Origin of the sequence: Pseudomonas sp. BIGb0164 (genome assembly GCF_024810135.1) — a bacterium.
Classification (GTDB): domain Bacteria; phylum Pseudomonadota; class Gammaproteobacteria; order Pseudomonadales; family Pseudomonadaceae; genus Aquipseudomonas.
This window is the reverse complement of record NZ_JANUEA010000002.1, coordinates 167040-181640: the sequence shown is the minus strand read 5'-3', so window position 1 is coordinate 181640 and position 14601 is coordinate 167040. Positions and strand designations below refer to the sequence as shown.

General features: G+C 61.5%; 13 protein-coding genes. 2 read left to right on the top strand and 11 right to left on the bottom strand.

Annotation, left to right across the window (positions count from 1 at the left end; genetic code table 11):
- Window positions 1-54 precede the first annotated feature (54 nt).
- Genes M2394_RS04770 through M2394_RS30425 form a run of 3 tightly spaced genes read right to left on the bottom strand, consistent with a single transcriptional unit; the run spans window position 55 to window position 2764 of the window.
- Complete coding sequence (locus M2394_RS04770; protein WP_178918999.1) at window positions 55-1440, bottom strand: glycosyltransferase family 39 protein; 1386 nt, start codon at window positions 1438-1440, stop codon at window positions 55-57.
- A gap of 30 nt (window positions 1441-1470) precedes the next feature.
- Entirely contained in the window at window positions 1471-2406 is a 936-nt protein-coding gene (locus M2394_RS04765; protein ID WP_259171795.1) for a glycosyltransferase family 2 protein, read from the bottom strand.
- Window positions 2378-2764 (bottom strand): GtrA family protein, encoded by a 387-nt coding sequence (locus M2394_RS30425; RefSeq protein ID WP_178918995.1) that lies wholly within the window; start codon window positions 2762-2764, stop codon window positions 2378-2380. The genes M2394_RS04765 and M2394_RS30425 overlap by 29 nt, the downstream gene beginning before the upstream one ends.
- Window positions 2765-2896: 132 nt before the next feature.
- On the opposite strand from M2394_RS30425, the gene M2394_RS04760 reads away from it, so the two are divergent.
- A complete protein-coding gene (locus M2394_RS04760; RefSeq protein ID WP_259171794.1) occupies window positions 2897-3574 on the top strand; it encodes a response regulator transcription factor in 678 nt (225 codons plus the stop codon).
- Window positions 3558-4763: a HAMP domain-containing sensor histidine kinase gene (locus tag M2394_RS04755; RefSeq protein ID WP_259171793.1), complete on the top strand. Its 1206-nt coding sequence runs from the start codon at window positions 3558-3560 to the stop codon at window positions 4761-4763. The genes M2394_RS04760 and M2394_RS04755 overlap by 17 nt, the downstream gene beginning before the upstream one ends.
- Here the strand turns inward: M2394_RS04755 and M2394_RS04750 are convergent.
- The 8 genes from M2394_RS04750 to M2394_RS04715 form a co-directional block, all read right to left on the bottom strand.
- Window positions 4756-5520, bottom strand: a complete 765-nt coding sequence (locus M2394_RS04750; RefSeq protein ID WP_012722621.1) for an ABC transporter ATP-binding protein — start codon at window positions 5518-5520, stop codon at window positions 4756-4758. The two genes, M2394_RS04755 and M2394_RS04750, sit on opposite strands and share 8 nt — an antisense overlap.
- A 13-nt stretch (window positions 5521-5533) precedes the next feature.
- Window positions 5534-6652: a succinylglutamate desuccinylase/aspartoacylase family protein gene (locus M2394_RS04745; protein WP_178918990.1), complete on the bottom strand. Its 1119-nt coding sequence runs from the start codon at window positions 6650-6652 to the stop codon at window positions 5534-5536.
- A gap of 9 nt (window positions 6653-6661) precedes the next feature.
- A complete protein-coding gene (locus M2394_RS04740; protein ID WP_176994715.1) occupies window positions 6662-7372 on the bottom strand; it encodes an ABC transporter permease in 711 nt (236 codons plus the stop codon).
- Window positions 7369-8097 carry an ABC transporter permease gene (locus M2394_RS04735; protein WP_178918988.1) on the bottom strand — a complete coding sequence of 243 codons (729 nt, stop codon included), beginning with the start codon at window positions 8095-8097 and terminating at the stop codon, window positions 7369-7371. The genes M2394_RS04740 and M2394_RS04735 overlap by 4 nt, the downstream gene beginning before the upstream one ends.
- Window positions 8098-8156: 59 nt before the next feature.
- Window positions 8157-8936, bottom strand: coding sequence for a transporter substrate-binding domain-containing protein (locus tag M2394_RS04730; RefSeq protein ID WP_176994717.1), 780 nt, complete (start codon window positions 8934-8936; stop codon window positions 8157-8159).
- A gap of 311 nt (window positions 8937-9247) precedes the next feature.
- On the bottom strand, window positions 9248-10882 hold the full coding sequence (locus M2394_RS04725) for an ATP-dependent DNA ligase (RefSeq protein WP_178918983.1): 1635 nt from the start codon (window positions 10880-10882) through the stop codon (window positions 9248-9250).
- Complete coding sequence (locus M2394_RS04720) at window positions 10879-11883, bottom strand: ligase-associated DNA damage response exonuclease (RefSeq protein WP_178918982.1); 1005 nt, start codon at window positions 11881-11883, stop codon at window positions 10879-10881. Before M2394_RS04720 ends, M2394_RS04725 begins: the two co-directional genes overlap by 4 nt.
- A 200-nt stretch (window positions 11884-12083) precedes the next feature.
- Entirely contained in the window at window positions 12084-14525 is a 2442-nt protein-coding gene (locus M2394_RS04715; protein ID WP_259171792.1) for a penicillin acylase family protein, read from the bottom strand.
- Window positions 14526-14601: the final 76 nt, after the last annotated feature.

Below are 14601 nucleotides of genomic sequence, written 5' to 3'. Positions count from 1 at the left end.
CTGACGCTCTGGAGGGCTTATTTCACAGACCCCTCTGCTGCACCAAAGGTTTAACTAAAGCTCGACGGCGCGACAGTAGTGCAGTTGCGAGCCATTGGCCTGGCCCACGGTGTGACAGGTCGGCGGCAAGGGTTGCAGCTTGTCCAGGCGTTGCACCAGATAGAAGCCCTCGGTCTTCGGCAGTTGTTGCAGGCTCTTGCTGTGACGTGCCCAGCCGGCGCTGTAGAATTCGGCCGAGTAGGAGCGTGAACCCAGGTAGATCAGGTCTCCGGGGGTAGCCGCCTGTTGCGCCTTCCAGAGCGCCACGATGGCTTTCTGGTTCTGAGGGCGGTCGGCGACCTTGCCGCTGATGATCAGGCCACAGCCGGCCAGCGGCAGGGCCAACGCCAAGGCGACGATAACGGCCGGGCGCATGTGTCGGTAGATCACGTCGGCCAGTAGTACCGACCAGGCCGGCAAGGTGGGCAGTATATAAGTCCAGAGAATGTTGGTGGACATGGTGAAAAACAACGGTGCCGAAATAGCCCACGCCATCACGAATATGAAGTACTCGGGTTGAGCCCCAAGCTGCCCGCGCAGCTTTACCAGCAGTGGCAGGAAAAGCGCCCAGGGCATGAGCCCGCCCAGCAGGTGTAACCAGATCATCCCGATGGGTTCGGCATGGGCGCTGCCATAAAGATCGCCCTGCCATTGGCTGATGACATAGCGACTCAAATGCTCACCGACGATGAAGTACTCCAGGAACCCCGGTGTTTTTTGCTCCGCCAGCCAATACCAGGGTAAGGCCACGGCGAGCGTCAATGCACCGCCACGCAGCCAGGGCAGGCCCAACAGTCGGCGCCAGTGGGCGGTGATCGCCAACCATATGGCGGCGGGCAGCGCGATCAGCACCAGCGCCAACGGGCCTTTGGCAAGCAGGCCCAGGCCCAGGCCGAAAAAGCCGGCCAAGGCCCATCCCCGGTCACCGTGCATCAACCCGCGCCACATGCCCAGATGCGCGAGCGTCAGGGCGAACGCCAAGGCCACGTCGGTCAATACGGCGCCGCTGGAGAGGAACCCGAGCGTGCACGTCGAATAAATGATCGCGGCGATCAACCCGACCTGCAGGCTTCGCTCCTGACGGGCGAAGTGCACAATCAACAGACAGCTTGCGACGTGCAGCAGCCAACTTGAAAAGCGACTGGCGAATTCCTGGATTCCGAGCACTTTCATGCTCAGTGCCTGTACCCAGAACGACAGTGGCGGTTTGCCCCAGAACGGTACGTCGTGATCGAACATGGGCGTGATCCAGTCGTTGGACACGAGCATCTTGCGGGCAATTTCCGCGTAGCGCGCCTCTGATGTATCCATGAGCGGATAAAGCCCCAGCGTCCCCAGGCGCAGGAGCAGTACGCCAAGCAAGATTGCCCAGAGCAGACGAAGGGAAACGGAAGGGTTCATGCCGGTAGCCTCCTGAGTGGATGAAGAGGTTCAAGGTTGATCGCGTTTGCACAGGGAGGAGGGCCTGGGGCTGACCACGGTCAGCACCCGACCGACGTACTCTCCGACCACGGCGGTACCCAGGCACAGCAGCAGGATTGCCTGCACTTGGAGATGCTCAAGGGTCAGTCCGCCCGATGCCGCCACGCCCGCGACCCACAGTGAGCCGACCAGGAAGCTGATGCCGCTGATGTAGCTGTACATCCGCAAGGGGCGGGTGGAGAACGCGAGAATCGAGTCCGCCGCCAGGTTCAGCAACGACAGCGACGACCATTTGGTCTGGCCCGCCTGGCGCGGTTTGCGGTCGTAATCCACTTCGATGGTGGGGTAGCCGAGCCAACTGACCAAAATCTTCAACACGCCGGCGTTGTCGTCCATGGCACGAATGTCGGCCAGCGCATTCGGTCCGATCAGTCGGAAGTCGCTGACTTCCCTCGGCACATCGAAGCCATCGATCAACTGATCCATGGCGGCGTAATAGAGCCTGGCCGCCGTGCGTTTGAGCCAGGAATCGCAACGCCGTGAGCGGCGCTGCATGTTGACGATTTCAAATCCGCGGTGCCATTCCTGCACCATCAATGGGATCAACTCCGGAGGGTCTTGCAGGTCGCAGTCCAGGATGATCACCGCGCGGCCCCGTGCTTCGTTGATACCTACGCGCATGGCCGCCTCCTTGCCGAAGTTGCGGTTCAGGTGCAGGGTTTTGATGCGTGGATCTTGAGCAAACCCGTCGATGATTGCAGCTGTTGCGTCTTGACTTCCGTCATTTATATAAAGTACTTCGACAGTAACTTTCAGATGTTCGAGGGTGGCTAGAAGGCGCGTGTGAAATTGCGCCAGTACGCACTGTTCGTTAAAGCAGGGGATCAGCAGTGTAAGTTCTATCGGTAATAAGGCATCACTGGGGGGGTGTGCGCTGGATGTCATGTTTGAATACCCAAAAGAGATTGATCGTAAAACCCTGTGCGGTAACGACTGCCATGGCGGTTAGTTGTGCGAGATAGGGCGATGCGCCTCCGTGAGTCAATAACCCGACAATGAGCGTATTCGATGCTACTTGGCTGGCTGCCGTGACGGTGAAGCGCAGGCCACTGCACGGGCGTGCGACGAATACCCAATGCCGATTGAGGTAATAGGCCGCTCCTGCCCCGCCTGCGCCGGCGCAGAGGGTTGACACTATCGGGCCGCACCCGGGCAGCAGGAGCGCAAATACCATCAGATGAATGAGCGTGGCGATGCAACCGGCGCCCAAATAGCGAGTTAATAATTCAAGTGTCTTTGGCATGCCGGGAATGTATAAGGTTGCATGTGAATCAAATGTCACTTCGCGTAAATATAGTGCGGTGTTTTTGTAGGAATTTAGTTTGCTGTTGAAGGAATAATCCTTGCTGTATGTATGAATTTGGAGTTTGCTCTAATGGAAATATTACTGGTGGAAGATGATCACGCGTTGGCGGGTTCACTGGGGGATTACCTGACGGAATTTGGTTATGACGTGGACTTTGCTCGCAATGGGAAAAGTTGCCTGGAGCGTGTGCGGCAGCATGAGTACGACCTGATTGTGATGGACGTCGCTATGCCTCGGCTGAACGGGTTTGATACCTGCCGCCAATTGCGCAGCGAAGAGGTCCAGACCCCGGTGATCTTTTTGACTGCACGCGATGCGTTGCTCGACAAGGAAGAGGGCTATGCGGCCGGTGGCGACGACTACCTGGTCAAGCCTTTCGAGCCCCAGGAGTTGCTGTGGCGCATTCGTGCGCTGATGCGTCGCAGTGCCCCGCGCCCGTTGCGGGCCTCAAGGCAGCTGGGTGACCTTGTGCTTGATCCTGCGATGCAGTCCTTGCGGCACAACGGTGCCGTCATTGCATTGCCGGCGCTTCAGTTCAGCCTGCTGAGCCTGCTCGCCGATGTGGCCCCGCAGCCTGTCAGCCGACGCAGGCTCGAGGCGGCGCTGTGGCCCGGAGGCGACCTGCCCGACAGTGACGCATTGCGCACTTACATCTACCGACTCAGGCAAGCCCTGGGCAAACCTCACGGTAATGACTTGATCCGAACCGTCCACGGTAAAGGGTATCGCCTTGCTATCCCCTACTGACTCGTTCTTTGCGCGCATCCTCTACGCGCTGTTGCCGTTCATGGCGCTGATAACCCTGTTCTACAGCCTGCTGATCTGGGCCGCCGTGATCCTTACCGAAGACTACATCGTCTCCAGCTACCTGAACCTGGAGGCGCAGGAGTTCCAGGCCAAATACGCTCAATTGGGCCGCGCTGCGGTGATGCCCAATGCGATCTACCTCAAGGGTTACTGGTCAACGGACGCCAACCTGCCGGCCAAGGTTCGGCACTTGCCCGTCGGCCATCATGAAATCGAAAAAGAGGACATTCATGTGCTGGTCAGTGAGGTGGCAGGCGTTGCGGCGTTGCTGGTGCTGGTCATGGATGAGTCCAGTCTCAGTCAAACCGAAGGCTACCGTGGGCAGGTCTTCGGGCTCCTGTGTGCAGTGGCCGGCCTGATCCTTATCCTGGGTGCGATTCTTGCCATCGCGATTGCCCGGGCCATCGCCCGGCCAATCAGCCAATTGGCGGCGCAGGTGGCTGGGTCGCCCTCTGGCCCACCCTGTTTCAGCGGTGTAGAGCGCAAAGATGAAATCGGCACCTTGAGCCGCACGCTGTCGTCATTGGTCGCCCAGCAAAACACGGCGTTGCTGCGCGAGCAGGCTTTTACCCGGCACGTCAGCCACGAGTTGCGTACGCCCCTGAGTATCCTCAACAACAGCCTGGCCATCCTGCGCCTGCCGGGGTGCGGGGCGGATAAAACGACGCGCTGCCTGCAGCGTATGGAGGGGGCGCTGGCCGGGATGAAAATGACGATTGAGCTGTTTCTGAGCCTGGCCCGGGCGCCGCATCAATCCAGGCATGAAGCGGTAGACGTGGGGGCGATGGTCGTCGAGCAGATCGAAAAGTACCGACTGCTCTATCCGTTCGCGGCAGGCGCCCTGGTGTTTACTGGCACCGCGTCTTTCACGCTGGCCGCCAGCGAGGCGATTGTCCGCAGCGTGGTGCAGAACCTGCTCGGCAACGCGGCCCAGCATGGCGCCGGGAAAGTCCGGGTGATCCTCACTGAGCAGCGCCTGGTGATCCTCAACAACCGTGACGAGCAGGTGCAGTCACAGGGCTACGGGTTCGGTCTGGAGATCGTCGCCCGCGCCTGTGCGCATACCGGTTGGCAGCTCGAAACCGCCTGTACGCGCCACACGTTCCGGGCGTGCATCACCTTTACTTGAGGTTGCCGCTGAGAAATTGCTGGAGGCGTTCGCTCTTCGGGTTGCCCAACACGTCTTCAGGCGCGCCTTGTTCTTCCACCAGGCCCTTGTGCAGGAACAGCACCTGGCTCGACACCTTGCGCGCAAAGCTCATCTCGTGGGTCACCATGATCATGGTGCGGCCTTCCTCGGCCAGGCCCTGGATGACCTTCAACACTTCACCCACCAGCTCCGGGTCAAGGGCCGAGGTGGGTTCGTCGAACAGCATCACCTCCGGCTCCATGGCCAGTGCGCGGGCAATGGCTACCCGTTGCTGCTGACCGCCGGACAGGAATGCCGGGTACTGGTCGGCCACGCGTGCTGGCAGGCCCACCTTGTCGAGGTAGCGACGGGCGCGATCTTCGGCGTCCTTCTTGCTGCAGCCCAGCACCCGGCGCGGGGCCATGGTGATGTTTTCCAGCACGCTCATGTGGCTCCACAGGTTGAAGTGTTGAAACACCATCGCCAGGCGCGTGCGCAGGCGTTGCAGTTCGGCGTCGTCGGCCACGCGCATGCCGTGGCGGTCGCTGACCATGCGGATCGGCTGGCCGTCGAGGGTCATCGCGCCGTCATTGGGGGTTTCCAGGAAGTTGATGCAGCGCAAAAAGGTGCTTTTGCCCGAGCCGCTGGCGCCGATCAGGCTGATCACATCACCGGTCTTGGCTTTGAGCGAGACACCTTTGAGCACTTCATTGTCGCCATAGCTTTTATGCAGGCCTTCAACGGTCAATTTGTACATGGGGCGTGCATCCTCAAGGCGAAAGTAGGTAGCCGCTGCGGTAGGCCTCACTGCCTGCGACATGGCTGATGACCATCCCGGCAGTGGCCATGCGGCGTAGCGAACGGGCGTAAAGCAGGCCGGCCTTCTGGCAGTGCACAGGCGTTACGCGGTCAGTAATGGGGTCGATGATTTCGGCGATCAGTTGCCCGGCTTCCAGGTATTCGCCGGGCAGGGCGCTGAATACCAGCAAGCCGCCGACAGGCGTGGCCACCGGTTCCACCCCCGCCAGCGGCGTCGCCGGGTAGGGCAGGTCGGGCAGTGGCGTCACGTCACCGGCAATCGCGCCGAAGTGGATCAGGTAGTCGATGATCGCCTGGCAGTCGAGGGCGGCCAGGCCGTGGTTGACGTCGCCTTGGCCGCGCAGTTCGACGGTCACCGAGAAGCTGCCCATGGGGATCGGGAAGCGCTCGCCGAAGCGTTGCTGCAGTTGCCACCACACCAGGGTGAAACACTCATCGAAGGACTGCCCGCCCGAATCGGTCGCGAGCAAGTTGGCTTCCGAACCGATATAGCGCGCCAGCGGTTCCACCTGCGGCCAGGCTTCAGGCGTGGTGTACAGGTGCGCCACGGCTTCGAAGTCGCAATGCAAGTCCAGCACCATGTCGGCATCGCAGGCCAGGCGTTGCAGCACCAGGCGTTGGGAATGCAGCTGGGTGTCGGCGGTGTGTGCTGCCAGGGCAGTGGACAGCGCGGCGCGGATCAGTTCGACGTTGTGCTGTGGATCGTCCCCCAGCAGGTCCTCGACCCTGTTGCCGACTTCGTCGCTGAGGTCCACGAACCAGCGGTTGAAGTTCTGCCCGCTTTCCAGCTCGTAGCGGCCCAGGGGAATATCCATCAGCACCTGTTCCAGGCCCACCGGGTTGGCGACGGGCACCAGCACGATTTCACTGCGCAGGCGCCCGGCGGCGGCCAACTCGGCCAGGCGTACTTTCAAGTGCCAGGCCACCAGCATGCCCGGCAGCTCATCGGCGTGCAGCGACGATTGGATGTAGACCTTGCCAGCGGCGTCTTGCGGGCCGAAGTGGAAACTGTGAATCTGCCGCGCCGTGCCTGGCACCGGCGCGATCAGATCATGTACCTGATGACGCATGAAGACTCCTTAGTGGCTCGGCCCGAGGAAGGCCAGCCAACGGCGCTCCGCCAGGCGAAACAGACCGACCAGGGCAAAGGTCACGGTCAGGTAGATCAGCGCGGCGATGCCGAATGATTGAAAGGTCATGTACGTGGCCGAATTGGCGTCCCGGGCCACCTTGAGAATGTCGGGCACGGTCGCGGTGAAGGCCACGGTGGTTGAGTGAAGCATCAGGATCACTTCGTTGCTGTAGTAGGGCAACGAGCGGCGCAATGCCGAGGGCATGATCACGTAGGCATACAGCTTCCAGCCGGTCAGGCCATAGGCCTTGGCCGCCTCGACTTCGCCGTGGGCCATGCTGCGAATCGCACCCGCGAAGATCTCCGTGGTGTAGGCGCAAGTGTTGAGGGCAAAGGCCAGGATGGTGCAGTTCATCGCGTCGCGAAAGAACGCGTCCAGCACCGGTTGCGCACGCACCGCCGCGATGCTGTAGATGCCGGTGTAGCAGATCAGCAACTGGATATAGAGCGGCGTGCCGCGAAACAAGTAGGTATAGAACTGCACCGGCCAGCGGATGTAGCGCTTACGCGAAACCCGGGCGATGGAGAGCGGGATCGACACCACGAAACCGATGACCAATGCCGCGCTGAGCAGCCACAGGGTCATGGCCAGCCCGGTGATGTGCTGGCCGTCGCTATAAAGGAAAGGCCGCCAGTATTGCTGGATAAGTTCGATCATCGCACGGCCTCCCGGGCCCCAGCGGAGTAACGGCGTTCAAGCCAGCGCAGCACGACGTTGGACGCGCTGGTGATCAGCAGGTAGATCAAGGCGGCGAGCACCAGGAAATAGAACAGTTGATAGGTACTTTTGCCCGCATCCTGGGCGGCCTTTACCAGGTCTGCCAGGCCGATGATCGACACCAGCGCCGTGGCCTTGAGCATCACGCACCAGTTGTTGTTAATGCCGGGCAGGGCAAAGCGCATCATCTGCGGGAAGGTCACGAAGCGAAACCGCTGGCCACGGCTGAGCCCGTAGGCGGTCGCCGCTTCGAGCTGGCCACGGGGCACTGCGAGGATCGCGCCGCGAAAGGTCTCGGTGAAATAGGCACCGTAGATAAAGCCCAGGGTAATGACCCCGGCGCTGAATGGGTCGATCTCGATGTACTCCCATTCCATGAAGTCGGTGAGGCCGGTCAGCCAGATCTGCAGGCTGTAGAAAATCAGCAGCATCAGCACCAGGTCGGGTATGCCGCGAATCAGGGTGGTGTAGATCTGCGCCGGAACGCGCAACAGGGCGACGCTGGAGAGTTTGGCGCTGGCGCCGAGCAGGCCCAGCAAGACGCTGACAGCCAGGGAGGCGACCGACAACTTCACGGTCATCCACGTACCTTGCAGCAACAGTGGGCCGAACCCTTTCAAGCTGAAGGCACTCAGCCCCAGGGTTTGTAAAAGATCTTCAAACATGAATTCAGGACCTATGGCGATAAAAAAGCGCCCACCTGAAACAGGTGGGCGCCGGGGTGTTATTTACCGCTGTACAGGTTCAGGTCGCCGAAGTGTTTCTTCTGGATGGTGGCGTAGGTGCCATCATCGTGTAACGCTTTGATACCTTTATCGAGCAAGGCCTTGAGCTCTTTGTTACCTTTTTTGATACCGACCGCAGTTTTGGACGGCAGCAGTGGGTCGTCGATGGCCTTGCTGACTTCGTAGTCAGCACCGGCTGGCGACTTCAGGAAACCCAGCTCGGCTTGCAACATGTCCTGCACGGAAGCGTCCAGTCGGCCGGAGGTCAGGTCGGCGTACACCTGGTCCTGGTTGGCGTAGGCCTTGGTGGTCACACCGGCTTTGTCCAGCACGGCCTTGGCGTAGGCTTCCTGGATGGTGCCTTGCTCGTAGCCCACGGATTTGCCCTTGAGGGACTCAGGCGTGGAGTAGTTCGCGCCTTTTTTGAACACCAGGGACGTCGGGCCGGAGAACAGCTCGCTGGAGAAGTCGATCGCCTTTTCACGGGCTTCGGTCACGGTCATCGAGGAGATCACGCCGTCGAACTTGTTGGCGTTGAGGCCCGGAATCATGCCGTCGAAGTCACTTTCAACCCACTTGCACTTGACCTTCAGCTCGGCGCAGATCGCATTGCCCAGGTCGATATCGAAGCCCACCAGGCTGCCATCAGCGGCCTTGGACTCGAACGGCGCGTAGGACGGATCGACACCAAAACGCAATTCCTTGTATTCCTTGGCTGTCGCAACACCTGCAGCCATGCACAGAGCCAGTGCAGAAAGGGTCAGCAATGCTTTTTTCATTATGTAATCCCTGGAAACCAAGATAAGCGCTTGTGGCGCGTTTAGGACTGTTACTGAACGGTGTCAGACGGATCACAAGTAGCAATTTCTGCACCATAGTTCCGAATGAGCGTTTTAAAAGGTGAGACGAGGGCGTTTTGAGTGTAGGAGATGCCCGAAAATGGGCATCAAAAAATCAGCGCACCATTTTGGGGTTGGCGAGGATCAAAATGTGGGAGCGGGCTTGCTCGCGAATACGGAGTGTCAGTCAACAGATCCATCGACTGATCCACCGCATTCGCGAGCAAGCCCGCTCCCACAGGGGATATGTGTCAGGTCAGGAGGTCCTGTAGCGTTCCAAGGTTATCCGCGTCTTCCACTGTCTTATCCTGCCGCCACCGCAACATCCGTGGAAACCGCACCGCAATCCCGCTTTTGTGCCGCTTCGACAAGGCAATCCCCTCAAACCCCAGCTCAAACACCATGCTCGGCGTCACGCTACTGACCGGGCCGAATTTCTCGACTGTGGTCTTGCGCACAATCGCGTCGACCTTGCGCATCTCTTCGTCGGTCAGCCCTGAATACGCCTTGGCGAACGGCACCAATGTGCGCTCGCTGCCGGGCGGGCCGTCCCACACGGCAAAGGTGTAGTCGCTGTACAGGCTGGCGCGGCGGCCGTGGCCGCGCTGGGCGTAGATCAATACGGCGTCGACGCTGAACGGGTCGACCTTCCATTTCCACCAGACGCCCATGTCCTTGGTGCGGCCCACGCCGTAGAGGCCGTCGCGTGCCTTGAGCATCATGCCTTCCACCCCTAGCCGGCGAGAGGCCTCGCGCTGCTGCGCAAGTTCCTGCCAGGTGGTGCCCGTCAGCAACGGTGATGGAATCAGCACAGGCTGGTTACACAGGCTGATCACCTGTTCGAGTTGGGCGCGGCGCTTGGCCTGGGCGTGGTTGCGCCAGTCGTCGCCCTGATACTCCAACAGGTCGTAGGCGAGGATCACGACAGGCGCCTCGTCGAGCACCTTTTTACTCAAGGTCTTGCGGCCAATGCGTTGTTGCAGCAGGGCGAAGGGTTGCACCGCGTCCTTCCACACCACGATTTCACCGTCGATCACCGTGCCGTCCGGCAAACCGCTCACCAGGCTGTGCAGTTCAGGAAAACGCTCGGTAACCAGTTCTTCGCCTCGCGACCAGATCCACAAGCGCCCCTCACGCTTGACCAGTTGCGCGCGAATGCCATCCCACTTCCATTCCACCTGCCAGTCGGCGGGCGAACCGAGCAGGGCGTCGAATTGTTCCAGCGGTTGCGACAAGCCATGGGCGAGAAAAAACGGATAGGGCTGTCCGCCTCTTTGCGCGTGCTCGTCCGACGATTCAGCAGCGATCAGCTTGAGGTAACCCTCTGCTGTCGGGCGGTTGGACAAATCGGTGTAGCCCACCAGCCGCTGGGCCACGCGTTTGCTGTCCAGGTCGGCCATGGCAGCGAGAGCCCGGGTGACGAGCAACTTGGACACGCCCACTCGGAAACTGCCGGTGATCAACTTGATGCACACCATCAGGCTGGGTTGATCCAGCTGCGCCCATAACGCGGGCAGGCGTTCAGCCAGCTCCGCAGGTGGCAGGCCTCTCAAGGGCAGGAGCTTTTCTTCCAGCCACACCGCCAAGCCGTCTTCAGAGGTGTAGGGCGATTCTGGCAACAGCAGCGAAATGGTTTCGGCCAGGTCGCCCACGGACTGGTAGCTTTCTTCAAACAACCAAGGCTCGATGCCTGACGCTTCGGTGGCCATGTCCCGCAGCAGGCGCGTGGGCACCAGTTGCCGGGGCCGCCCGCCAGACAGGAAGTACACCGCCCATGCCGCATCTGCGGGCGGCGCGTGCCGAAAGTAGGTTTGCAAAGCCGCCAGCTTGGCGTTGCTGGAGGTGGTGGCGTCGAGGTTGGCGTACAACTCGGCGAAGGCCTTCATGCCGTGGCCTCTTCTTCGTCATCGCCGTATTCGGTGGTGAAACCCTGGGCATCCAGGCCTTTTTCCCGCAGGTGGCGTACCAGTACGCCGACGGAACCGTGGGTGACCATCACGCGCTCGGCGCCGGTCTGTTCGATGGCCCACAGCAGGCCCGGCCAATCGGCGTGGTCTGAAAGCACAAAACCTCGGTCTACACCGCGCCGCCGCCGTGTGCCACGCAAGCGCATCCAGCCGCTGGCAAAGGCGTCGCTGTAATCGCCGAAGCGCTTGATCCAGCTGCTGCCACCGGCAGAGGGCGGGGCGATGATCAGGGCCTGGCGCAGCAGTGGGTCGGTCTTCTTGAAGTCCCCGGCGTAGAGGGTTTCGGGGATATACACCCCGGCCTCGCGGTACACCCGGTTCAGCGGTTCTACCGCGCCATGGCTGAGGATCGGGCCGATGCTGGCGTCGATGCCATGCAGGATGCGCTGGGCTTTGCCGAAGGAATAACAGAACAACACGCTGGCCTTGCCGGCAGCGATATTCGCCTGCCACCAGTCGTTGATCCCGGCGAAGATTTGCGCTTGAGGCTGCCAGCGGTAGATCGGCAGGCCGAAGGTCGACTCGGTAATGAAGGTGTGGCAATGCACCGGTTCGAAAGGCGCGCAGGTGCCATCGGGTTCGACCTTGTAGTCCCCGGAGGCGACCCAGACTTCGCCCCTGTATTCCAGGCGCACCTGGGCTGAACCGAGCACGTGGCCTGCGGGGTGAAAGCTCAAGGTCACGCCGTGGTGCACCAAGGGTTCGCCATAGGCCAGGGTTTGCAGGTTGATGTCCTGTCCCAGACGTGAACGCAGGATGCCTTCGCCCGGCGCAGCGGCCAGGTAGTGTTGATTGCCGGTGCGGGCGTGATCGCCGTGGGCGTGGGTGATGACCGAGCGTTCAACCGGGCGCCAGGGGTCGATGTAGAAATCACCGGCTGGGCAATAGAGGCCTTCGGGCCGGGCGATGACAAGGTCCATGGGCGGTGCCGGGGGCAATGGGCTTATCAGGTATGAGGGGAGTGAGACTTGAGAAGTTCTATCTAACTGCATGCGATCCAATGTGGGAGCTGGCTTGCCTGCGATGAGGCCGTGTCAGTCACTGATCAAGTGGCTGATGCACCGCCATCGCAGGTAAGCCAGCTCCCACATTTTTTCCGGTTCCTTCAGCGAGAACCGGGTTACTTACCGGGTGTCAGGGTCAACCGGGTTTTGCCGTAGGCCTTGTCGAAGTTCTGCGGCTGCATCGGGAAGCTCAGGTATTGCGCCTTCAGCGACGGGTCGATGCCGTTGGCATAGTTCGGGCTGGCCGGGTTGCCGGACTGGCCGATGCCGCCCTGGCCCATCATCGGTTCGGCTTGGCCGAAGTCGACGATCATGCGCAGCGCCGGTACCTGGGTGGTGTTGAAGTTTTGGCCCCAGCTGTACGGCGCAGGGTTCAAGGTGTTGTGGTCGCCACCACTGGCCAGTGGGCCACGGATCACCTGGCCGTTGATGTTTTTCCAGGTGGTGCTGTGCAGTTTGCCCCACTGCCAGGCCTTGTGATCGCCGCCCAGTTGGCTGTCGCCTGCGGTGATCGCTGCAGCCAGGCTGCGCGCCAGAATCGCCGGTTTGTCTTCTTTTTGCGGCGTGCGCGTGTCGTCCCAGAACGGGCTGTCTTCGCGGCCGAGCAAATGGTCGGCGGTGGCGGAGTAAGACAGGCCTGCGTTGCTGACAAACGCCTTCCAGGTCGCGCTGTTTTCCGGGCCGAGCTTGTCGAGGAAGATCTGCTTGGCGCTTTCCTGCAGGAACAGCTCGTAAATGGCTGCATCTGCGGAGGTGGACACCAGGCGGCCGTCGAAGGCCATCAGGCGGCCCAGGGCTTCGCGGGCCTTGGCTTGTTCGGCCGCTGGCAAGGCGTCGATCGCCTGTTTCAGCGGTTGCGCCATGCCCGGCGCCTGGAACATGGTCTTGAGCTTGGCCGCGAACGTGGTGGTCTGGTCGTACTGCATGGCGATCAGGCTGCGGCTGTCATGCTTGCCAGCATTGGCCAGTTGCGCGAGGCGCTCGCTGCGCTCCGGCGCGTCCCACGAGTTGGACAACTGCATGCCGTAGCCGCGCGGCGCCGTGCGCTGGTTGGCGGTGCCGATCCAGCCCTGGGGCGGGTCCTGGTCATACGGGTGCAGCATCGCGTCGGCGTAACCGTCCCAATCAAAGCGCGCATCCCAGCCCGGCGAGGGCAGCAGGCCTTCGCCTTCGCGGCGGTTGGGGAAGCGGCCGGTGACTTGCCAGCCGATGTTGCTGGCGTCGGCGAAAATCATGTTCAGGGCGATGGCGCGGATCTCCCGGGTCGCGTCCGAGGCCTTGCCCGCGTTTTGCGCGCGGGACAGGTCGAAGAACGCATCCAGGCTCTTGTCGTCCTTGAAGTCGGCGGTTTGCAGGGCCACGCCGAAACCGGTGGTCAGCGCCTGGCTGCTGTTGAGCAGGGCGCCATGGCGGGTTTCGTACACCACTTCGCGAATCGAGCGTTGGCCCTTGATGAAGAAGGTCTCGTTACGCACACCGGCCGGCAGCCATTTGCCATTGTTCTCGTAGTACAGCCCGTTGCCCTGGCGTTTGACCTTTTCGAGGAACAGGTCCTGGGTATCGCCCTTGACCGCGCTCATGCTCCACGCCACTTTGCCGTTGAAGCCGGACAACAGGGTGGGCAGGCCGGCAATCGAGGCGCCGACCGCCTGGTACTTCGGCGCACGGATCTGCACGTAGTTCCACGGTGACGGTGCTTGCGGCTGGGCGGCCAGGTCGCCGGCCAACAGGCTCTTGCCGCTGCGGCTGCGCTGCGGGCCGACGGCCCAGTTGTTCGAAGTCGTCACCGCCAGTGCATTCAAGCTGTTGAGCTGCTGGCCAACCGCTTCCAGCCCGGCAAGGCCGGTGATCTGGCCGAGGTTCACGCCCTTGAGCTTGTCGGCTTCAGCCTGCGGGATAGGTTCATCCGGCGCGCTCGGGGTGAGCCAGGCGAGCTTGTCCACGCCGACTTTCTGCGCCAGCACCAGGGAGGACAGTTCTTCCTGCAAGTTGCTCGACTCGCTGAAGTTCAGCAGGCAGAACAGCAGCGCTGAATCTTCCGGCTTCCAGTACTCGGGCTTGTAGCCGGTCTGGGCGAGGTCTGGCGGCAGCTTGTCGCGGTAGCGGAACAGATAGGCATTGACGCCACGCGCATACACTTCGAAGAAGCGCTTGAGGCGCGGGCTGGAGGCGTTGTACAGCTCGCCGGCGCTTTTTTTCAGGTTGACGGCGCGCATGAAACGGTCGACGTCCAGCACCTCCGGCCCGGACATTTCCGCCAGACGGCCCTGGGCCAGCAGGCGCAAGGTGACCATCTGGGTGATGCGGTCGCTGGCGTGCACATAACCGAGGCTGAACAGCGCGTCGTGGAAGGTGTTGCTTTCGATCAGCGGCATGCCTTGGGCATTGCGGCGTACCGATACGTTCTGCGCGAGGCCCTTGATCGGCTGTACGCCGGCGGCAGGGAGCAGGGTGTCCTGGGTGCTCTGGAGCTGGCAACCGGCCAGGCTTAATGCACTGGCCACTGCCGCGGCAACGCCGAACCGGGGAAGAAAATGTGAGAGGGCTGGCGAGGCCATGGCAAAGCTCCTGCGGGGGGTAGCGTCAGTAAAGGCGCTACGTTAGTGAGCGCGGCGAAACGACGCAAGCGGGAGT